Raw genomic sequence first — 18,653 nt, 5'->3', positions numbered from 1 at the left:
GTGAGCCCTGTCGATATTTTCCGCATGTTGTCGCTGGCCGCCATCTGGGGCGCGAGCTTCCTGTTCATGCGCATCATCGCTCCCGCGATCGGTACGGTTCCGACCGGATTCTTCCGCGTTTCCATCGCCGCCGTCGGCTTGCTGGTGATTCTCGGGCTGATGCGCATCAGCTGGGATTTCAAAGGCAAGCTCAAGACTGTGATGTTGCTTGGCGTGATCAACTCCGGCGTGCCGGCGACGCTGTATTCGGTCGCCGCCCAGGTGCTGCCGGCCGGTTATTCGGCGATCTTCAATGCCACCACGCCATTGATGGGCGTGTTGATCGGCGGTTTGTTCTTCAGTGAAAAACTCACGCTGGCCAAACTCGCCGGGGTGTTCCTTGGCCTGCTCGGGGTGGGGGTGCTGACCCGCGCCGGCCCGGTCGCGTTCGATCTGCACTTGCTGATGGGCGCGGTGGCCTGCCTGCTCGCAACCACCTGTTATGGCTTCGCCGGGTTCCTCGCCCGACGCTGGCTGGATCAGGCCGGCGGCCTCGACAGTCGTCTGTCGGCGCTGGGCAGCATGCTCGGTGCAACCCTGTTTCTGTTGCCGCTGTTCGGTTACAGCGTCATCACTGCGCCGCCGGTGAGCTGGGGTGGCTGGAATGTCTGGCTGTCGCTGCTGGGCCTTGGGCTTGGCTGCACTGCGTTTGCCTACATCATTTACTTCCGCCTGCTGAGTTCCATCGGGCCGGTGAAATCGATGACCGTGACCTTCATGATTCCGCCATTCGGCGTGTTGTGGGGGGCGCTTTTTCTCGATGAGCCGCTGTCGATGGCCCACGTGTATGGCGGGGTATTGATCGCCATTGCGCTGTGGCTGGTGCTGAAACCCGCTGTGGTGAAGCCGGCAGAAGCCACCGCCCGCTGATTGGCAGATGCACAAAGGCCCGGGAGTTTCCTCCCGGGCCTTTTTCATGCGCGGCTGTTACGCCGATTTACGGAATACGAATACCAGACCGACGATGATCAGCAGCATCCCCAGCACGCTCAACGCCGCCAGGCGATTGCCAAAGATCAGGTAGTCCATCACCGCCGTCACGGCCGGCACCAGATAGAACAGGCTGGTGACATTGACCAGATTGCCCCGGGCGATCAGCCGGTACAGCAGCAACGTCGCCAGCACGGAAACCACCAGTCCCATCCACAGCACCGGCACAATGAAACCGGCGCTGTGCTCGAAGTGAAACGGCTGGAACGGCACGAAAATCCCGCACAGCAGCAGACCGGCCAGATACTGCACCGGCAGCGTGCCGAGGGGATTGTCGGTGATGCGCTTCTGCATGATCGAGCCGAAGGTCATGCTCGCCAGCGCCAGCAGCCCGAACAACATCCCCGCCAGCGACATTCCGGCCAGACCGATGCCCTGGTAAACCACCATGATCAGACCGGCCAGTCCCAACGCCAGCCCAAACATTCGGCTCGCCGAACGCTGCCGCTCCATGAGCACCACCGTCAGGATCGGTTGCACGCCCATGATGGTCGCCATCACCCCGGGCGTGACCTTCAGATCCAGCGCCAGCAGATAGAAGATCTGATAAGCCCCTAACAACACCACCCCGGTGGCCATCGCGTACAGCATCGGCTTGCCGCCCTTGGGCAACTTCAACTTGAGCAACGGCACCAGCAGCACCAGCCCGCACAGGGCAATCACAAACCGGATCAGCAGAAAGGCGAAGGGTGAAGCGTGGGCCAGCCCCCACTTGGAGAAGATCGCCCCGCTGCTCCACAGCAGAACGAACAGGCTCGTGGACGCCGCCGCGAGCGCGGACTTTTTCGAAAGGACAAACATGAATACCACCTGTAGTCAGGCAAATAGCCAACTCAGCCGAAGCTGAAATTCAGTAGGTTTTTTCAGGCGGGCACAGGGGTCAGCAGCAAACGCTGATCAGCCCGAAACACCAACGCCCGGCGGTGATACGACTGCGCACACCGGCGTGCTACTGACAGGTGGAGGGTAATGACTGATCTGCACAGGCTGCTGATTCCCGCACGGCACGACGCCAGCGTTGACCGCTGAATCGACTACCGCGTTGATGAGGGATGCAGGCATCTGGGCTGATCTTTTTTGAAGGGTTGGACAATGAGTCGTGCGACTCACGAGCGCCGACTATAACCAGCCCGCGACATGGATTGCAACGACTTGGACAAAGGGCCAGTAGCGACAGGCAGGAGGCAGGCGCATAGGCTCGTTTGCAATTGCAACGACCATAGTGGAGACGCCATGAAAACTGTCGCCGAGAACAAAGCGCCAGGCGCCAAATCGATGAGGGCCAAAGGAAAGCGCTCTGCTGGAGAATTATCTGAAAAGGAGTTACTCCGAATTAGAGAGGCATTGGCTAATCCAGCAGCGGAAGAGCCGGGAGGTGTTCTCGCCGGCGCATCCTTTACCTTCCCCGCATAAAAAAACCGCTCACAAGGAGCGGTTTTTTGTTTCTGCTTCCAGCCTCAACCAAACAGCCAATACCCCAGCAACGTCAACACCACCACCGCCAGCACCGGCCGCAGCACACGGTAGGCCTTCGGGTTGCGGCGTTTCCACTGTTTGACCGCACCACTGAACCTGTCGCTGAAGTTCTTGCTCCAGGCGTAAGCCTGGTTGATCCCGCCGACACGCTCGTCGTCGAGGTTCTGCGGTGCCGTGGCACGGCCCAGCCAGGCGCTGATGAAGCGGTTGATGCGGGTCATCAGGCGGCTGCTCAGCGGCCGCTCGATGTCGCAGAACAGGATGACGCGGGTCTGTTCGGTTTCGTTCTTGACCCAATGCACGTAGGTCTCGTCGAACATCACGTCTTCACCGTCGCGCCAGGCGTAGACCTGACCGTCGACGAAGATTCGGCAATCGTCGGAGTTTGGCGTTGACAGACCCAGGTGATAACGCAGGGAGCCGGCGAACGGATCGCGGTGCGGGTTCAAATGGCTGCCGCCCGGCAACAGCGCGAACATCGCGCCTTTGACGTTGGGGATGGCACTGACCAGCGCCACGGTTTTCGGGCACAGGGTTTCGGCCGATGGCAGCGGTTTGTCGTACCACTTGAGGTAGAAACGCTTCCAGCCTTTCTTGAAGAACGAGCCGAAACCGGCGTCGTTGTTCTTCTCGGCGGCACGAATATAACCCTCGTCGAACAGATGCATGGCTTCGTCGCGAATGGTTTCCCAGTTATCGCGCAACACGTCCAGCTCCGGAAACTTGCTGCGATCCAGATACGGCTTGGACGGCACGCCCGAGAACAGGTACATCAAGGCGTTATACGGGGCGAACAGCGCCGAGTGGTTGACGAACTGCCGCAACACCGGCAAACGCGCCTTGCCGCGCAAATGCACGTAGAGGATGCTGCCCACAAACAGCAGCAACACCGACACCTTGGCGGCTAACGAAAAGGTCATCAACAACTCCTTGAAATAAGACAACGCCACGCCATGTCATTTACCCGAGATGGCGGCCGGCCATGATAAACACTACCGGCTCCGGGAAAAACCCGCCCGACTCAAGATTCAGTGTTAAGAATTGCGCAACAAAGCACTTATTAACATAACGATCCTGAACCCTGGCTGACCTGAATCAACGTGCCCCCTTACTGCTGGTTCTCCTGATCGGTGAACAGATCACTGAACAGCATGCTCGACAGATAACGCTCACCGGAGTCGGGCAGCACCACCACAATGGTCTTGCCCTGCATTTCCGGGGTCTCCGCCAGACGCACCGCCACCGACATGGCCGCACCGCAGGAAATCCCGCACAGGATCCCCTCTTCCTGCATCAGGCGCAGGGCCATGGCCTTGGACTCGTCATCCGTCACCAGCTCGACCCGGTCAACCATCGACAGATCAAGGTTCTTCGGCACAAAACCGGCGCCGATGCCCTGAATCTTGTGCGGGCTCGGCTTGATCTCTTCACCCGCCAACGCCTGGGTAATCACCGGCGACGACACCGGTTCCACCGCCACCGACAGAATCGGTTTGCCCGCCGTATTCTTGATATACCGCGACACGCCGGTAATGGTTCCGCCGGTGCCGACGCCCGCCACCAGCACATCGATGGCGCCATCGGTGTCATTCCAGATTTCCGGGCCGGTGGTCTTTTCATGAATGGCCGGGTTGGCCGGGTTATCGAACTGGGCCGGCATGAAGTATTTGCCCGCGTCACTGGCTACGATTTCGTTGGCCTTTTCGATAGCGCCTTTCATGCCCTTGGCTGGCTCGGTCAGCACCAGCTCGGCGCCCAGCGCCTTGAGCACCTTGCGCCGCTCGATGCTCATCGAGGCCGGCATGGTCAGCAGCAACTTGTAGCCGCGCGCGGCCGCCACGAAGGCCAGGCCGATGCCGGTGTTGCCGGAGGTCGGCTCGACAATGGTCATGCCCGGCTTGAGTTTGCCGCTGCTTTCGGCGTCCCAGATCATGTTGGCGCCGATCCGGCACTTGACCGAGTAGCCCGGGTTGCGACCTTCGATCTTGGCCAGAATGGTCACGCCACGGGGCGCGATGCGGTTGATCTGCACCAGCGGCGTGTTGCCGATGGAATGGGCGTTGTCAGCAAAAATACGGCTCATGGCTGGGTCCTTGTGCAGCGTTGAATTCAGCTCTCCAAGGTAAGCCTGTTGCTCTTGTCAGTCCAGTCGGGCCGAACGTCTGCGCCAGGCGGCAGTCAATCGCTTTATACCGTTCGGAATTTGCTGCCATGAAGCGTCGCTACCGTTGGCCATTGTGGATTTTCACCACTCTCGTTGTATTACTGGTCGCCCTGCACATCGCCCTGCCCTACCTCGTGCGCGACTATCTGAATGACAAGCTGGCCAACATGGGCGACTACCGCGGCCAGATCACCGACGTGGACCTGGCGCTCTGGCGCGGGGCCTACAAGATCAATGGCCTGAAAATCGTCAAGGCCGACGGCAAGGTGCCGGTGCCGTTCGTCGATGCGCCGGTTATCGACCTGTCTGTCAGTTGGCACTCGCTTTGGTACGACCATGCTGTCGTGGCACAGGTGAAATTCTTTAAACCTCAGGTGAACTTCGTCGATGGTGGTGCCAACAAGCAGAACTCCCAGACCGGTCAGGGCACCGACTGGCGTGAGCAACTGGGCAAACTGTTGCCTATCACGCTCGACGAAGTGCAGATCAGCGATGGGCGGATCAGCTTTCGCAACTTCAACTCCAAGCCACCGGTAAACATGAATGCAACCAACGTCGACGCCAGCATTTACAACCTGACCAACGTGGTCGACAAAGAAAGCAGACGCGACGCTCGCTTCGAAGGCAAGGCCCTGCTGCTGGGGCATGCCCCGCTGGAAACCACAGCCACCTTCGACCCCTTGAGCAATTTCGAAGACTTCGAATTTCGCCTGCGGGCCCGCGACATCGAACTCAAGCGCATGAACGATTTCGCCTCGGCCTACGGCAAATTCGACTTCAACGCCGGCCACGGCGACGTGGTCATCGAAGCCGCCGCCAACAAGGGCCAGCTCAAGGGCTACATCAAACCGCTGCTGCGCGACGTGGACGTGTTCAACTGGCAGCAAGATGTCGAGAACAAGAACAAGGGGATCTTCCGCTCGATCTGGGAAGCACTGGTCGGCGGCACGGAAACCGTGCTGAAAAACCAGGGCAAAAACCAGTTTGCCACCCGAGTCGAACTCAGCGGCAGCGTGCACCAGCAAGATATCAACGCGTTCGAAGCGTTTTTGCAGATTTTGCGCAACGGATTCATCCAGGCCTTCAATGCCCGGTATGAACGGCCGAAGCCGGACGCGGGCTAAGTTTTACGGTTGACGATGTAGCGCCCGTTATCCTCTGCCGCGATCAATGCAGGCTTCTCCTGCAACGAATCCCAACCCAGACAGGCCAGGGCCAATGATCGCGGCACCGCTTCCCGACCATTACTGTAGCGACTGATGCTGCGGGCGCTCACACCCAACGCTTCGGCCGCCTCATTCAACGGTAGACCGGTGCGAGCGCGCCAATCCATGAAAATCCGTGTGTTTTCGTCCGGCGCATTTTGCGCGAGCGCGTCCCGGTACAAGGTATCGGCACCAATCTGGATATCCGGTTCCAGCCACTCCACGCTCCAGCCGTCGTCACCCAACTCAGCGGTTGCAAACACTTCGGCGTCCAGTAGCGGAGCGAGCCCCGGATAGGTTTGCAGATCGCGGCTCAAGTCCAGGTTCAGCCGTTGGCCATCAATAAAGGTCAGCGACAGGCAAGCATCGCCAACAGCCTGCACTGCGGCCAATCGTGGCCGCTTCATGGGTAACATCGTTTCCAGTCCTCCAGCAATTGCGTCTGATGGGCCGAAACCCACGCCAACGCTTCCTTGACGATCAGTGGCGGTGCCTTGCCCATCATGACCTCGACGGTTTCCAGGCTAAGCATCACATCCACTCCACCACCGGTCAGGTGAACATGGGGTGGCGGGTGATCCTTCTCGCGCAACTGAATGCGGTATTTTTCGCGAAATCGGTATTTGGTAGTCATGCCCGAAGGCTATCGCCAAATCGGCGATACCTGGAATACTGGCCTCGTGCCGAAACTGAGTCAACATGTGACGCCCCATTCAGAGACTGAATAAGCCGTCTGCGTTCACAGTCGACCGGGCCGCGCGTTATAGTCGGGCATCCGATTATTTCGCCCCCGCCCTGCCCGTTCAGGTCGGCGTTACCGTTCGAGGATTAGCAGATGAAGTTCGAAGGCACCCAGGCCTACGTCGCCACCGATGACCTGAAGCTGGCGGTCAACGCCGCCATCACCCTGGAGCGGCCGCTGCTGGTCAAGGGCGAACCGGGCACCGGCAAGACCATGCTCGCCGAGCAACTGGCCGAATCGTTCGGCGCCAAGCTGATCACCTGGCACATCAAGTCCACCACCAAGGCCCATCAGGGCCTGTACGAGTACGATGCGGTCAGCCGTCTGCGCGACTCGCAACTGGGCAATGAAAAAGTCCACGACGTACGCAACTACCTGAAGAAGGGCAAGCTCTGGGAAGCGTTCGAGTCCGAAGAGCGGGTCATTCTGCTGATCGACGAAATCGACAAGGCCGACATCGAGTTCCCCAACGACCTGTTGCAGGAACTCGACAAGATGGAGTTCTACGTTTACGAGATCGACGAGACCATCAAGGCCAAGAAACGTCCGATCATCATCATTACCTCCAACAACGAGAAAGAGCTGCCGGACGCCTTCCTGCGCCGCTGCTTCTTCCACTACATCGCCTTCCCCGACCGCACCACCCTGCAGAAAATCGTCGATGTTCACTACCCGGACATCAAGAAGGATCTGGTCAGCGAAGCGCTGGACGTGTTCTTCGACGTGCGCAAGGTGCCGGGCCTGAAGAAGAAGCCGTCGACCTCGGAACTGGTCGACTGGCTGAAACTGCTGATGGCCGACAATATTGGCGAAGCGGTGCTGCGCGAACGCGATCCGACCAAAGCCATCCCGCCGCTGGCCGGTGCGCTGGTGAAGAACGAACAGGACGTGCAACTGCTTGAGCGCCTGGCGTTCATGAGCCGTCGCGGCACCCGCTAAGAGGCTGACGCCATGTTGCTCAACCTGTTCAATGAAATGCGTGCAGCCAAGGTGCCGGTGTCGGTGCGCGAGCTGCTCGACCTGATCAACGCGCTGAAACAGCGCGTGACCTTCGCCGACATGGACGAGTTCTACTACTTGTCGCGGGCGATTCTGGTGAAGGACGAACGGCATTTCGACAAGTTCGACCGTGCGTTCGGCGCCTACTTCAATGGCCTGGAAAAGCTCGACGATCACTTGCAGGCGCTGATCCCCGAAGACTGGCTGCGCAAGGAATTCGAGCGTTCGCTGAGCGACGAGGAACGCGCGCAGATCCAGTCCCTCGGCGGTCTGGACAAGCTGATCGAAGAGTTCAAGAAACGCCTGGAAGAACAGAAGGAACGCCACGCCGGCGGCAACAAATGGATCGGTACCGGCGGCACCAGCCCGTTCGGCTCCGGTGGTTTCAACCCGGAAGGCATCCGGGTCGGCGATGCCGGCAAGCGCCAGGGCAAAGCGGTGAAAGTCTGGGATCAGCGCGAGTACAAGAACCTCGACGATTCCGTGGAGCTGGGCACCCGCAACATCAAGGTCGCCCTGCGTCGCCTGCGCAAATTCGCGCGTCAGGGCGCGGCGGAAGAACTGGACATCGACGGCACCATCGACCACACCGCCAAGGACGCCGGCCTGCTGAACATCCAGATGCGCCCGGAACGGCGCAACACGGTGAAGCTGTTGCTGCTGTTCGACATCGGCGGCTCGATGGACGCCCACGTGAAGATCTGCGAGGAACTGTTCTCGGCCTGCAAGACCGAGTTCAAGCATCTGGAGTACTTCTACTTCCACAACTTCATTTATGAATCGGTGTGGAAGAACAACATGCGCCGCACTTCCGAGCGCACGTCGACCCAGGACCTGCTGCACAAGTATGGCGCTGACTACAAAGTGATCTTCATCGGTGACGCCGCGATGGCGCCTTATGAAATCACCCAGGCCGGCGGCAGCGTCGAGCACTGGAACGAAGAGCCGGGTTACGTGTGGATGCAGCGCTTCATGGAGAAGTACAAGAAGCTCATCTGGATCAATCCGTACCCCAAAGATACGTGGGGCTACACCTCGTCGACCAATATCGTGCGGGATTTGATCGAGGACCAGATGTATCCGCTGACGTTGCGCGGGCTGGAAGAAGGGATGCGGTTTCTGTCCAAGTAACCGGATTCTTCCCACGTCGAACGGTATGCCTGGGAACGTATCAAGTGACGCTCTGCGTCACTGGGACGCGGAGCGTCCCGAGCGGCATTCCCACGCAGACGGTTCGACGCCTCGACGTGGGAACGATCAAGTAAAGCGCCGCAGATATTCGACATGCTCCCGGTGCGCCACTTCCTGCACCACCGGGCGCAACCTGACCTTCGCCCCCGGCAGACACTGCGCCAGTCGAGCCAGCGCCAACGGCGTCAACGCGCCCAATCGCGGATAGCCGCCAATCGTCTGCCGATCATTGAGCAACACGATCGGCTGCCCGTCCGGCGGAACCTGCACAGCACCCAGAGGAATGCCCTCGGAAATCATCGGTTTGCCCTGATACTGCAACGCCGTGCCCAACAGACGAATACCCATGCGATCGGCGCGACTGTCCAGCGTCCAGGCACGGTTGAAGGCATCGAACAGACTCTGCCCGCTGAACTGACCGATTTGCGCGCCGAGCACCAGATCGAGCGGTGCGTCGAGGCGCAGGTCCGGTCGATGCTCCGCCGGAACCTCACGCACCAACAGGGTTTCGCCCTGATAACTCAGCGAAGCGCCCTTGGCCAGCGGCAATCCAAAACCATCAAGACCGCCAAGCTCCTCACGCACCACCGTAGCACTGCTGCCCAGCACTTTCGGCGCACTGAAACCGCCGGGCGCCGCCAGATAGGCCCGCGCGCCCAGCAACGGCTGAGTGAACTTCAAGGTCTGCCCTTTGCGCAGTTTGAAACTGCGCCACGGCGCCAACCCCTCACCTTCGATCTGCGCGCCAAGATCCGCGCCAGCCATTGCCAGCAGACAATCCTCTTGCGCCACCACCGTAAACCCGCCGAGGGTGATTTCGATCACCGGCAGATCCAGGTCATTGCCCAGCAGCCAGTTGGCCCAGGCCATCGACCGCCAGTCCGCCGCGCCGCCCTGAGTCACGCCCAGATGCCGCACGCCAAACCGCCCGGCATCCTGCAACAGGCACAGCGGCGTACTCGCTTCAATCGTCAGTCGGCTCATGCCAGGGCCTCCAGAGGCGTGTCATCACCGCCCAGACGGATGAATTCGGCATGACTCACCGCTTCGAAACGCACGGTATCGCCGGGCTGCATGAGGCTGTAGCCATCGCGTTCACGGTCGAACAGTTTTGCCGGCGTACGCCCGATCAGGTTCCAGCCACCGGGAGACACCACCGGATACGCCGCTGTCTGCCGCTCGGCGATGCCGACGCTGCCGGCGGCGACTTTCTTGCGTGGGGTATTCAGACGTGGTGCCGCGAGAATTTCTTCCACCAGCCCCATGAACGCGAAACCCGGCGCAAAGCCTAGGGCGAACACCTGATATTCACGAGCACTGTGACGGCGGATCACTTCTTCCACCGCCAAACCGCTGCGTTGTGACAGCAGACTCAATTCCGGTCCGACGCTCAGGTCGTACCACACCGGCAACACATGACACTTGACGTCGGTGTGCGCATTCGGCGACAGGTCGATCAGCGCTTCGGCGATCAACTCCCGCGCCTGATTCGGGCTCAACGCGGTCAGATCGTAATGCACCATCAACGTGGTGTACGACGGCACCAGATCGACCAAATGCTCGCCGAACACCGCGCGCAGCCGCTCACTGGCGGCGAGCATCCACGGCATGTTGGCTTCGGCGATTTCATCGAACAGGCGCAGCATCAGGCAATCCAGTGCCACCACTTCCACTCGCGGATTCATGGCGCGCTCTGCTCGTTCAAAGCCTGACGAATGCGCTGCACGGCCGCCACAGAACTGGCGTTGTCGCCATGTACGCACAGCGTGTTGGCTTGCAGGTGCAGCGCGCTGCCGTCGCTGGCGGTGAGGTTGTCACCACGGGCGATGGTCAGCGCCTGCCCGATAATGGTTTCGGAATCGTGGTGTACCGCGCCCGGCAGTTGTCGCGAAACCAGTCGGCCGGCGCTGTCGTAGGCGCGGTCGGCGAAGGCTTCGAACCACAGGCTCACGCCGTATTCGTCGCCGAGTTGCTGGGCTGCCGTGTTATCGCGGGTGGCCATCAGCATCAGCGGCAGGCTGCGATCGTAAGCCGCGACGGCCTGAATCACCGCCCGCAACTGCGCCGGGTTGGCCATCATGTCGTTGTACATCGCGCCGTGGGGTTTGACGTAACTGACCCGCCCGCCTTGGGCACGACAAATACCGTCGAGGGCACCGATCTGGTAATGCAGGATGTCTTGCAGCTCCTGGGCGGTGTAGGCCATGGAACGCCGGCCGAATCCCACCAGATCCTGATAGGCCGGATGCGCACCGATCTGCACGCCGTGGCTCAGGGCCAGGCTGACGGTCTTGCGCATGATGCTCGGGTCGCCGGCGTGAAAACCGCAGGCAATGTTGGCGCAGTCGATGAAGGGCATGACTTCCGCATCCAGACCCATGGTCCAGCTGCCGAAGCTCTCGCCGATGTCACAGTTCAATAGCAGGCGGCTCACGGTGAACACTCCTGTAGTTCTTTTCTTTTTTTGCTGTGGGACAGGCAGTGTCCCGCAGGTTATCAGTTACTGCGCGTCCAGTTGTTTGCCACGGGTTTCCGGCAGGCTCAACGCCGCGAGGATCACCACGCCGTAGGACACTGCCGCAAAGGCACCGATGCCTACACTCAGCGGCACTTTCTGGCTGAGCAACCCGATCAACAGCGGGAACAACGCCGCCAGTGCCCGGCCGATGTTGTAGCAGAAGCCCTGCCCCGAGCCGCGAATCCGGGTCGGGAACAGTTCGGTGAGAAACGCTCCCATGCCACTGAAAATCCCCGAGGCAAAAAAGCCCAGCGGAAAGCCCAACCACAGCATCACGCCATTGCTGACCGGTAATTGGGTGTAGAGCAGAACGATGGTGAACGAGCCGACCGCGAACAGGATGAAGTTCTTCTTGCGGCCCAGCAGGTCGGTCAAATAGGCGCTGATCACATAACCGACGTAGGAACCAATGATCACCATCGCCAGATAACCGCCGGTGCCGAGTACGCTCAAGCCGCGTTCGTTCTTCAGAAAAGTCGGCAGCCAGGAGGTGATCGCGTAATAACCGCCGAGGGCGCCGGTGGTCAGCAACGAGGCGCGAATCGTGGTGAAGAGCATGCCGGGGGCGAAGATCTCGTAGAACTTCGACGGGCTGTCCGGGGTTTGCTTGGCTTTGGCTTCGCGATAAATCTCCGGATCTTTCACCAGACGCCGGACAAAAATCACGAACACCGCCGGCACGATGCCGAGGATAAACAGTGCGCGCCAGGCATCCTCCGGCGGCAGTACCGAGAACAGCAGCGCATAGAGAATCGCCGTCAGCCCCCAACCCAGCGCCCAGCCGGATTGCACCATGCCCACCGCTTTGCCGCGATCCTTTGCGCGGATCACTTCACCGATCAGCACTGCGCCAGCCGTCCACTCGCCGCCGAAACCGAAGCCCATCAGTGTGCGGGCGATCAGCAGCTGTTCGTAGTTTTGAGCGAAGCCGCAGAGGAAAGTGAAGAAGGCAAACCACAGCACCGTCAGTTGCAGGGTGCGCACGCGGCCGATGCGGTCGGAGAGAATCCCCGCCACCCAGCCGCCGATGGCCGAAGCGATCAGGGTACTGGTGTGAATCAGGCCGGCTTCGCCGGTGGTGATGCCCCACATCGCGATCAGGGTCGGCACCACGAAGCTGAGCATCTGGGTGTCCATGCCGTCCAGACCGTAGCCGATCTTGCAGCTCCAGAAGGTCCGGCGCTCCTGCTGATTGATGTTGCGATACCAGTCGAATGGGCCGGGACGGGCCGCGGTCTTGGGGAGGTCGAGGGTGTCGGGCGCACTCATGGCATGTCTCCGCAGGCTTTTATTGGTCTTGTTCGAAGCTCCGACGACGCCTATCGTGGGAACCGGATGCGTCGATTCTTGGGTGCGTCACCCGGTCGCGTCCAACGAATAAAAACCCGCCCAAGACATAAGAAAAATTTGTTGCCATGAACCTGAAGTTTCTCGAAACCTTCGTCTGGGTCGCCCGGCTGAAAAGTTTTCGCCTGACCGCCGACAAGCTGTTCACCACCCAGGCTTCGATTTCCAGCCGGATTGCAGTACTCGAAGGCGAGCTCGGGGTGAAGCTGTTCCTGCGTGACTCACGCGGCGTCAGTCTGACGCCCGAAGGTTTGAAAGTGCTGGACTATGCCGAGCAGATGCTCGACACGATGCAGGCGCTGAAGCAGTCGATCGAGACCCGATCGAGCAAGGTCGGCCGGGTACGTATCGGCGTGATGGACACGGTGATCCACACCTGGCTCAGCCCGCTGGTGGCGCAGATGACCGATCTGTACCCTCGGGTGGAAATCGAGCTGGTGGCGGATACCTCGCTGAACCTCTGCGATCAGCTGCAAAAAGGCTTTCTCGATTTGATCCTGCAAACCGACCTGGTGCGCCAGGAAAGCGTGCGCAGCCTGGAGCTGGCCAGCCACCCGATCGGCTGGATCGTCGCCAGCCATTCGATCTACAACCGCGACTACCAAAGCCTCGCCGACCTGGCGCAGGAACGGATCATCACCTACTCGAAAAACTCCCGGCCGCATCAGGACATTCTGGCGCTGATGCAGACCCAGGGCGTGCTGGCGCCACGCTTGAACTGTGTGAATTCGGTGTCGGCGATCACCCGTCTGTTGCGCGACGGCTTCGGCATTGGCGCGTTGCCGCCGTTGCTGGTGGCCGAGGAACTGGCGCGAGGGGAATTGACCCTGCTTGACATCGAACAGCGTCCGCCGAACCTGCAGGTGGTGGTGTCGTGGCGGGTCGGTGTGGAATGGGTCGAGGAGATTGTGACGCTGTGTCAGCAGGTGCTGGAGGAATATGCGCGCAAGGTAGGTACGGATTACATCGTTCTAAGTTGATCATTCCCACGCTCTGCGTGGGAATGCAGCCCGGGACGCTCCGCGTCCCTGGCAAGCCGAACGCGGAGCATCCGTTGAGGCTCAGAGCCCGCGCACATCCCGGTCTTCGATCGGCCGGCTCTGGCGCAGGCGCTTGCCGCCCAGCACCACCCAGTCGATCAGACGGAACAGGCATTCAAGGCCGAACGACAGCAACATCGCGCCGCTCATGCCCCAGATCATCGCTTCCGGCGTCAGCAGGATCTGGTAGCTGTAGCCATTCCAGGTTTCCTTGCGGATGTCCGGGTCGGCGGCCAGCACCACTTGCAGGAAGCGGATGTACCACGGGCCCTGCATCGCCTGGAATTGCTTGTCCAGCGCCAGCTGACGGTTGAGCAAGGTGCTCAGGCTGTCGGCATCGCTGCGAAACACCGGATCTTCGCTGGCTCGATAGTGGGCGACCAGCGCCTGGATATCACCCTTGAAAAACTGCTCGGCGGTGCCCTGGAAGCCGCGCAGACCGGTCTGCGCCTCGATCAGGTGCGCTTCGACCCGCTTGGCGTAATCGTTGATGAAGCCCGGCACCTGGACACCGATCAACAGGCCCGCCGCAAACAACACCAGCCGTAGATAACTGAGCAACATGGGGGTGCAATCCTTATTCGGTCGTGCCCTGGCTGACGCATTCGCCGCGTCGCCACAGGCTCCATTGGCCCGGTTCGTAGCGGGTCCAGGTTTCGTTTTCGGTCAAGGGTTCGGTGGCAATCACCGTGACCACGTCGTTGGGCGTGGTTTCGGCCTGGAAGTCGACAATCACATCGACATCCTTGAGCCGCGCCGGGCCAAACGGTGCGCGTCGGGTGATCTGCGCCAGTTTGGTCGAGCAATAGCAGAACAGCCAGTCGCCGTCGCTGAGCAAGCAGTTGAACACGCCTTTGCTGCGATATTCGGCGCAGGCCGCGACCAGATCCGGCAGCAGCACTTCTATATCGACCGGTTCCGGAAACGCTGCACGTACCCGATTGAGCAAATCGCAGAACGCCGCTTCGCTGTCGGTATCGCCGACCGGACGGTAGAAACTCTTGATCGGGGTGAAATCGGCGAGTTGACCGTTGTGCGCGAAGCACCAGTTGCGCCCCCACAGTTCGCGGACGAACGGGTGGGTGTTGGACAGGCAGACCTTGCCGACGTTGGCCTGACGGATATGGCCGATGACCACTTCGCTCTTGATCGGATAGCGCTGCACCAGATTGGCCACTTCCGATTCGCTGCTGGCCGCCGGGTCCTGGAACAGGCGCAACCCGCGCCCTTCGTAGAAGGCAATGCCCCAGCCGTCGCGATGTGGCCCGGTGCGACCGCCGCGCTGCATCAGCCCGGTGAAGCTGAACACGATGTCGGTCGGCACGTTGGCACTCATGCCCAGTAATTCACACATGTGCGGACTCTCGTGATTACAGACGCGGCTCGACCCGCATGCGCTGCGGATTGCTCGGCACCGGCGGGCGACCGTAGCGGTCATCGCCGGCACCGCCGAACGGTTGATCGGCGTCGCGCTCGTCATCGGCACGGGCCGCTGCGCGGGCGGCTTCAGCCTGCTCCCGGCGGGCCTTGGAGGCGCGTTCGATCGGCAGGCGGATCAGCACGAAAATCAGGTACAGGCCGAATGCGATCATGGCGTACATGAGCAGTTCGGAAATGGCGCGCCAGGCGTTGTTGCCGACCTTGAACGCCAGATCCAGCGCCGTGATGGCGATGGCCGGGGCGAATTTTTCCTTCACCGGGTCAATGATGGTCGGGCTGAACAGCAACACCGCCATCAGCACACGCAGCGGCTCACGCAGCCAGCGCCACATCCAGCGGGTCATGCGCATCCACACCAGCAGGCAGCCCACGGCGGCAAAGGCGTAAAGGCCCCAGGCGATCAGATAGTCGTTCTCGGTCATGGTGTCCATGGCAAGGCAGGCAAAGAGGCGCTTATAGTAACGACTTTTCGCACGTCAGGCTTCCCTGCCGTCCGTGCGGCCCTTATTTGTCATGTCCGAGAGCTTTCCATGCCCGTATCCGCCAACGTCAGCAGCGCCCCGATTGCCCACAAGGCCGCCGGTCACGACCCGTACGCCTGGCTGCAGGAACGCGACACCGACGCGGTGCTCGACTACCTCAAGGCTGAAAACGACTACCAGCAGGCACAGACCGCCGATCAGGCCGAACTGCGCGAAACCCTGTTCGAAGAGATCAAGGGCCGGATCCTCGAAACCGACCTTTCCCTTCCCTCGCCATGGGGCCCGTACCTGTATTACACCCGCACCACAGCGGGTGACGAATATGCCCGTCACTACCGCTGCCCGCGTCCGGCCGACGACAGCCTGACCCTCGACGAAAGCCGCGAACAACTGCTGCTCGATCCGAACGCTCTGGCCAACGGCGGCTTTTTCTCCCTCGGCGCCTTCAGCATCAGCCCGGATCACCAGCGTCTGGCCTACAGCGTCGACGCCTCGGGCGACGAGATTTACACGCTGTTCGTGAAGGAATTATCCAGCGAGCGTGTCAGCGAACTGGAATTCCAGGATTGCGACGGCAGCATGACCTGGGCCAACGACAGCCTGACCCTGTTCTTCGGCGTGCTCGACGACACCCATCGCCCGCACAAACTGTTCCGCTATCGTCTGGACGGCACCGCCGCCGAAGAGGTCTTCCACGAGCCGGACGGGCGTTTCTTCCTGCATTGCTACCGCGCCAGCTCCGAGCAACAACTGCTGTTGTCGTTGGGCAGCAAGACCACCAGCGAAGTCTGGGCGCTGGACGCCCATCAGCCGCACCAGCCATTCACTTGCCTGGCGCCACGGGTCGAGGATCACGAATACGACGTCGATCACGGCAAACTCGATGGCGAATGGACCTGGTTCATCCGCACCAACCGCGACGGCATCAACTTCGCCCTGTATCAGGCGCCGGACACCGGCATTGCACCGAGCGAAGCCGACTGGCAGAACCTGATCCCGCACAGCGATTCGGTGATGCTCGATGGCGTGACCCTCAACGCCGAAGCCCTGACGCTGAGCCTGCGCGAAGGTGGTCTGCCGATCATCGAAGTTCGCCCACACGGTCTGGCGCCTTATCGCGTGCAATTGCCGGACGCGGCCTACAGCCTCTATGTGCAAAACAGCCTGGAATTCGAAAGCGACCGCATTCGCCTGCGCTATGAAGCGCTGAACCGTCCGGCTCAGGTTCGGCAATTGATCCTCGCCACCGGCGAACAGACTGTGCTCAAGGAAACCCCGGTGCTCGGCCCGTTCGACGCCGACGCCTACGTCAGTCAGCGCCTGTGGGCGACCGCGCCGGACGGCACCCAGGTGCCGATCAGCCTGGTGATGAAACGGGAAATGGTTGGCAAACCAGTCCCGCTGTACCTGTACGGTTACGGCGCCTACGGTTCGAGCCTCGATCCGTGGTTCTCCCACGCGCGGCTGAGCCTGCTGGATCGCGGCATGGCGTTCGCCATCGCCCACGTGCGCGGCGGCGGTGAACTGGGCGAAGCGTGGTACCGCGCCGGCAAGCAGGAGCACAAGCACAACACCTTCAGCGACTTCATTGCCTGCGCCGAATTCCTGATCCTCAACGGCATTACCACCGCGCCACAGCTGGCGATCAGTGGTGGCAGCGCCGGTGGCCTGCTGATCGGCGCGGTGCTCAACCAGCGTCCGGACCTGTTCGGTGTGGCGATTGCCGAAGTGCCATTCGTCGACGTGCTCAACACCATGCTCGACCCGGACCTGCCGCTGACCGTCACCGAATACGACGAGTGGGGCAATCCCGAAGAGCCGGAGGTCTACGAGCGGATCAAGGCCTATGCGCCGTACGAAAACGTCACTGCACAGGCGTATCCCGCAACACTGGTGATCGCCGGCTACAACGACAGCCGCGTGCAATATTGGGAAGCGGCCAAGTGGGTGGCGAAGTTGCGTGCGACCAAGACCGATGACAATCCATTGCTGCTCAAGACCGAACTGGGCGCCGGCCACGGCGGCATGAGCGGGCGTTATCAGGGATTACGTGACGTAGCGCTCGAATATGCATTTGTTTTCAAGGTTCTGGGCATTGCCTGAGGAACTCCGCCGGTCAGTCAGGTCTTAATTCCGGGCACCGGGAGCCGATAAGCAGATCGGCCCCCGGTGGCGAGCCTGCCACCCGACACAACAAAAAGACCGCATGACATGTCAGAACCAACCCTACTGAACAACGAAATCCGCGACTGGCTGATGGACTGCGGCCTGTTCGATCAATTGCAACTGGCGGATTTCGCCGCCGCTTCGGGCTACTTCAGCATCAGCACCGTGGCTGAAGGCGAAGCGATCTTTCGCGAAGGCGATGCCGGCAGTTTCATGTGCATCATCCACACCGGCCAGGTGGCCGTGCAGAAAACCGGTGGCGACGGCCAGGTCGTGACCATGGCCACCCTGCGCAGCGGCCGGGCGTTCGGTGAAATGGCCGTGCTCGACGGCGAACGCCGTTCAGCGACTTGTGTGGCGGCGAGCAACTGTCAGTTGCTCAACCTCGGCAAGGATTCGCTGGAAAAAATGCTCAACGACGCACCGAAGATCGCCGCCAAGATCATCCGCGCCCTCGCCGTCTCCCTCTCCAAACGCCTGCGCATGGCCGACGGCCAGCTCGCCGCCCAGCAGATCTAGCCCCCCGGGGATTTGGGTTTGCTGTCGTTCTGTTCCAGGCCCGGCAATGGCTGATCCTTGGTCGGCGGGCTGGGCATTTCGATCGGCACCAGCGGCGGGCCGCCACTGCCGGGGCCGGCCTTGGGAATCGGCACCGGGCTGATCTGCGGATACGGGGTTGGCGTCGCGGTGCCGGGCGAGCCCGGTTGCGGTGTGGGGCTGACGGGAATCGTCTGTTGCGCCTGTCCGGCAGTTATCGAGAGCGCGGCCAGGGTAATGACCGTTAGAATGGTGCGCTTCATCAAGGGCTCCGTTGGCCTGAAGTCTGCCTTCAGGCTACTCCCAACGCGCCGGCT

The 18,653-nt window shown here is 61.0% G+C and carries 21 protein-coding genes; 8 read left to right on the top strand and 13 right to left on the bottom strand.

What is annotated here, in order from left to right:
• Positions 1 to 909 carry a DMT family transporter gene (locus ACTJK9_RS14290; RefSeq protein ID WP_221398932.1) on the top strand — a complete coding sequence of 303 codons (909 nt, stop codon included), beginning with the start codon at positions 1 to 3 and terminating at the stop codon, positions 907 to 909.
• Positions 910 to 966: 57 nt separating this feature from the next.
• On the opposite strand, the gene ACTJK9_RS14285 is transcribed toward ACTJK9_RS14290, so the two are convergent.
• Entirely contained in the window at positions 967 to 1,830 is an 864-nt protein-coding gene (locus ACTJK9_RS14285) for a DMT family transporter (RefSeq protein ID WP_085611590.1), read from the bottom strand.
• 432 nt (positions 1,831 to 2,262) lie between these two features.
• Here ACTJK9_RS14285 and ACTJK9_RS14280 point away from each other — a divergent pair, with 432 nt between their 5' ends.
• Positions 2,263 to 2,442, top strand: a complete 180-nt coding sequence (locus ACTJK9_RS14280; protein ID WP_143492905.1) for a hypothetical protein — start codon at positions 2,263 to 2,265, stop codon at positions 2,440 to 2,442.
• A 44-nt stretch (positions 2,443 to 2,486) separates the two neighbouring features.
• Here ACTJK9_RS14280 and ACTJK9_RS14275 read toward each other — a convergent pair whose 3' ends face one another.
• Both ACTJK9_RS14275 and cysK read right to left on the bottom strand, forming a co-directional pair.
• Positions 2,487 to 3,425: an aspartyl/asparaginyl beta-hydroxylase domain-containing protein gene (locus tag ACTJK9_RS14275; RefSeq protein WP_064594184.1), complete on the bottom strand. Its 939-nt coding sequence runs from the start codon at positions 3,423 to 3,425 to the stop codon at positions 2,487 to 2,489.
• Between the two features lie 188 nt (positions 3,426 to 3,613).
• On the bottom strand, positions 3,614 to 4,588 hold the full coding sequence (gene cysK / locus ACTJK9_RS14270) for a cysteine synthase A (protein ID WP_085605613.1): 975 nt from the start codon (positions 4,586 to 4,588) through the stop codon (positions 3,614 to 3,616).
• 128 nt (positions 4,589 to 4,716) lie between these two features.
• Between cysK and ACTJK9_RS14265 the strand changes: the two genes are divergently transcribed.
• Positions 4,717 to 5,793, top strand: a complete 1,077-nt coding sequence (locus ACTJK9_RS14265) for a DUF748 domain-containing protein (RefSeq protein WP_440814473.1) — start codon at positions 4,717 to 4,719, stop codon at positions 5,791 to 5,793.
• On the opposite strand, the gene ACTJK9_RS14260 is transcribed toward ACTJK9_RS14265, so the two are convergent.
• Positions 5,790 to 6,290 (bottom strand): helix-turn-helix domain-containing protein, encoded by a 501-nt coding sequence (locus ACTJK9_RS14260; RefSeq protein WP_064594179.1) that lies wholly within the window; start codon positions 6,288 to 6,290, stop codon positions 5,790 to 5,792. The two genes, ACTJK9_RS14265 and ACTJK9_RS14260, sit on opposite strands and share 4 nt — an antisense overlap.
• A complete protein-coding gene (locus ACTJK9_RS14255; RefSeq protein ID WP_064594177.1) occupies positions 6,278 to 6,508 on the bottom strand; it encodes a DUF4160 domain-containing protein in 231 nt (76 codons plus the stop codon). Before ACTJK9_RS14255 ends, ACTJK9_RS14260 begins: the two co-directional genes overlap by 13 nt.
• 201 nt (positions 6,509 to 6,709) lie before the next feature.
• Here ACTJK9_RS14255 and ACTJK9_RS14250 point away from each other — a divergent pair, with 201 nt between their 5' ends.
• On the top strand, positions 6,710 to 7,555 hold the full coding sequence (locus tag ACTJK9_RS14250) for an AAA family ATPase (RefSeq protein WP_007911294.1): 846 nt from the start codon (positions 6,710 to 6,712) through the stop codon (positions 7,553 to 7,555).
• Between the two features lie 12 nt (positions 7,556 to 7,567).
• Entirely contained in the window at positions 7,568 to 8,746 is a 1,179-nt protein-coding gene (locus ACTJK9_RS14245; RefSeq protein WP_016771218.1) for a vWA domain-containing protein, read from the top strand.
• Between the two features lie 126 nt (positions 8,747 to 8,872).
• On the opposite strand, the gene ACTJK9_RS14240 is transcribed toward ACTJK9_RS14245, so the two are convergent.
• The 4 genes from ACTJK9_RS14240 to ACTJK9_RS14225 form a co-directional block, all read right to left on the bottom strand.
• The gene (locus tag ACTJK9_RS14240; protein ID WP_221398930.1) at positions 8,873 to 9,790 is read right to left on the bottom strand and encodes a biotin-dependent carboxyltransferase family protein; all 918 of its coding nucleotides are present in this window, start codon (positions 9,788 to 9,790) and stop codon (positions 8,873 to 8,875) included.
• Complete coding sequence (gene pxpB, locus ACTJK9_RS14235) at positions 9,787 to 10,491, bottom strand: 5-oxoprolinase subunit PxpB (protein WP_221398929.1); 705 nt, start codon at positions 10,489 to 10,491, stop codon at positions 9,787 to 9,789. Before pxpB ends, ACTJK9_RS14240 begins: the two co-directional genes overlap by 4 nt.
• A complete protein-coding gene (locus ACTJK9_RS14230; protein WP_064600711.1) occupies positions 10,488 to 11,240 on the bottom strand; it encodes a 5-oxoprolinase subunit PxpA in 753 nt (250 codons plus the stop codon). Before ACTJK9_RS14230 ends, pxpB begins: the two co-directional genes overlap by 4 nt.
• Positions 11,241 to 11,306: 66 nt before the next feature.
• Complete coding sequence (locus ACTJK9_RS14225; RefSeq protein WP_064594172.1) at positions 11,307 to 12,593, bottom strand: MFS transporter; 1,287 nt, start codon at positions 12,591 to 12,593, stop codon at positions 11,307 to 11,309.
• A gap of 146 nt (positions 12,594 to 12,739) precedes the next feature.
• Here ACTJK9_RS14225 and ACTJK9_RS14220 point away from each other — a divergent pair, with 146 nt between their 5' ends.
• Positions 12,740 to 13,651, top strand: a complete 912-nt coding sequence (locus ACTJK9_RS14220) for a LysR family transcriptional regulator (protein WP_440814467.1) — start codon at positions 12,740 to 12,742, stop codon at positions 13,649 to 13,651.
• Between the two features lie 81 nt (positions 13,652 to 13,732).
• On the opposite strand, the gene ACTJK9_RS14215 is transcribed toward ACTJK9_RS14220, so the two are convergent.
• Genes ACTJK9_RS14215 through ACTJK9_RS14205 form a run of 3 tightly spaced genes read right to left on the bottom strand, consistent with a single transcriptional unit; the run spans position 13,733 to position 15,582 of the window.
• Positions 13,733 to 14,275 carry a DUF2937 family protein gene (locus ACTJK9_RS14215; RefSeq protein WP_011332934.1) on the bottom strand — a complete coding sequence of 181 codons (543 nt, stop codon included), beginning with the start codon at positions 14,273 to 14,275 and terminating at the stop codon, positions 13,733 to 13,735.
• Between the two features lie 13 nt (positions 14,276 to 14,288).
• On the bottom strand, positions 14,289 to 15,065 hold the full coding sequence (locus tag ACTJK9_RS14210; RefSeq protein ID WP_025110635.1) for a class II glutamine amidotransferase: 777 nt from the start codon (positions 15,063 to 15,065) through the stop codon (positions 14,289 to 14,291).
• A 16-nt stretch (positions 15,066 to 15,081) separates the two neighbouring features.
• Positions 15,082 to 15,582, bottom strand: a complete 501-nt coding sequence (locus ACTJK9_RS14205) for a hypothetical protein (RefSeq protein WP_039772625.1) — start codon at positions 15,580 to 15,582, stop codon at positions 15,082 to 15,084.
• Positions 15,583 to 15,681: 99 nt separating this feature from the next.
• On the opposite strand from ACTJK9_RS14205, the gene ACTJK9_RS14200 reads away from it, so the two are divergent.
• Positions 15,682 to 17,736 (top strand): S9 family peptidase, encoded by a 2,055-nt coding sequence (locus tag ACTJK9_RS14200; protein WP_440814464.1) that lies wholly within the window; start codon positions 15,682 to 15,684, stop codon positions 17,734 to 17,736.
• A 108-nt stretch (positions 17,737 to 17,844) separates the two neighbouring features.
• The gene (locus ACTJK9_RS14195) at positions 17,845 to 18,318 is read left to right on the top strand and encodes a cyclic nucleotide-binding domain-containing protein (RefSeq protein ID WP_007956482.1); all 474 of its coding nucleotides are present in this window, start codon (positions 17,845 to 17,847) and stop codon (positions 18,316 to 18,318) included.
• Here the strand turns inward: ACTJK9_RS14195 and ACTJK9_RS14190 are convergent.
• The gene (locus tag ACTJK9_RS14190) at positions 18,315 to 18,599 is read right to left on the bottom strand and encodes a hypothetical protein (RefSeq protein WP_064594163.1); all 285 of its coding nucleotides are present in this window, start codon (positions 18,597 to 18,599) and stop codon (positions 18,315 to 18,317) included. The two genes, ACTJK9_RS14195 and ACTJK9_RS14190, sit on opposite strands and share 4 nt — an antisense overlap.
• Between the last annotated feature and the right edge of the window lie 54 nt (positions 18,600 to 18,653).

Origin of the sequence: Pseudomonas sp. 22082 (genome assembly GCF_052046055.1) — a bacterium.
Taxonomy (GTDB): Bacteria; Pseudomonadota; Gammaproteobacteria; order Pseudomonadales; family Pseudomonadaceae; genus Aquipseudomonas; species Aquipseudomonas pharyngis.
The sequence above is the reverse complement of the archived record's forward strand: the minus strand, read 5'-3'. Positions and strand labels throughout refer to the sequence as shown.

Bases quoted from the DNA above. Each gene is read 5' to 3' on its own strand.
- ACTJK9_RS14285 (WP_085611590.1), bottom strand. From the start codon at position 1,830: ATGTTTGTCCTTTCGAAAAAGTCCGCGCTCGCGGCGGCGTCCACGAGC.
- ACTJK9_RS14280 (WP_143492905.1), top strand. From the start codon at position 2,263: ATGAAAACTGTCGCCGAGAACAAAGCGCCAGGCGCCAAATCGATGAGG.
- ACTJK9_RS14275 (WP_064594184.1), bottom strand. From the start codon at position 3,425: ATGACCTTTTCGTTAGCCGCCAAGGTGTCGGTGTTGCTGCTGTTTGTG.
- cysK (WP_085605613.1), bottom strand. From the start codon at position 4,588: ATGAGCCGTATTTTTGCTGACAACGCCCATTCCATCGGCAACACGCCG.
- ACTJK9_RS14265 (WP_440814473.1), top strand. From the start codon at position 4,717: ATGAAGCGTCGCTACCGTTGGCCATTGTGGATTTTCACCACTCTCGTT.
- ACTJK9_RS14260 (WP_064594179.1), bottom strand. From the start codon at position 6,290: ATGTTACCCATGAAGCGGCCACGATTGGCCGCAGTGCAGGCTGTTGGC.
- ACTJK9_RS14255 (WP_064594177.1), bottom strand. From the start codon at position 6,508: ATGACTACCAAATACCGATTTCGCGAAAAATACCGCATTCAGTTGCGC.
- ACTJK9_RS14250 (WP_007911294.1), top strand. From the start codon at position 6,710: ATGAAGTTCGAAGGCACCCAGGCCTACGTCGCCACCGATGACCTGAAG.
- ACTJK9_RS14245 (WP_016771218.1), top strand. From the start codon at position 7,568: ATGTTGCTCAACCTGTTCAATGAAATGCGTGCAGCCAAGGTGCCGGTG.
- ACTJK9_RS14240 (WP_221398930.1), bottom strand. From the start codon at position 9,790: ATGAGCCGACTGACGATTGAAGCGAGTACGCCGCTGTGCCTGTTGCAG.
- pxpB (WP_221398929.1), bottom strand. From the start codon at position 10,491: ATGAATCCGCGAGTGGAAGTGGTGGCACTGGATTGCCTGATGCTGCGC.
- ACTJK9_RS14225 (WP_064594172.1), bottom strand. From the start codon at position 12,593: ATGAGTGCGCCCGACACCCTCGACCTCCCCAAGACCGCGGCCCGTCCC.
- ACTJK9_RS14220 (WP_440814467.1), top strand. From the start codon at position 12,740: ATGAACCTGAAGTTTCTCGAAACCTTCGTCTGGGTCGCCCGGCTGAAA.
- ACTJK9_RS14215 (WP_011332934.1), bottom strand. From the start codon at position 14,275: ATGTTGCTCAGTTATCTACGGCTGGTGTTGTTTGCGGCGGGCCTGTTG.
- ACTJK9_RS14210 (WP_025110635.1), bottom strand. From the start codon at position 15,065: ATGTGTGAATTACTGGGCATGAGTGCCAACGTGCCGACCGACATCGTG.
- ACTJK9_RS14205 (WP_039772625.1), bottom strand. From the start codon at position 15,582: ATGGACACCATGACCGAGAACGACTATCTGATCGCCTGGGGCCTTTAC.
- ACTJK9_RS14200 (WP_440814464.1), top strand. From the start codon at position 15,682: ATGCCCGTATCCGCCAACGTCAGCAGCGCCCCGATTGCCCACAAGGCC.
- ACTJK9_RS14195 (WP_007956482.1), top strand. From the start codon at position 17,845: ATGTCAGAACCAACCCTACTGAACAACGAAATCCGCGACTGGCTGATG.
- ACTJK9_RS14190 (WP_064594163.1), bottom strand. From the start codon at position 18,599: ATGAAGCGCACCATTCTAACGGTCATTACCCTGGCCGCGCTCTCGATA.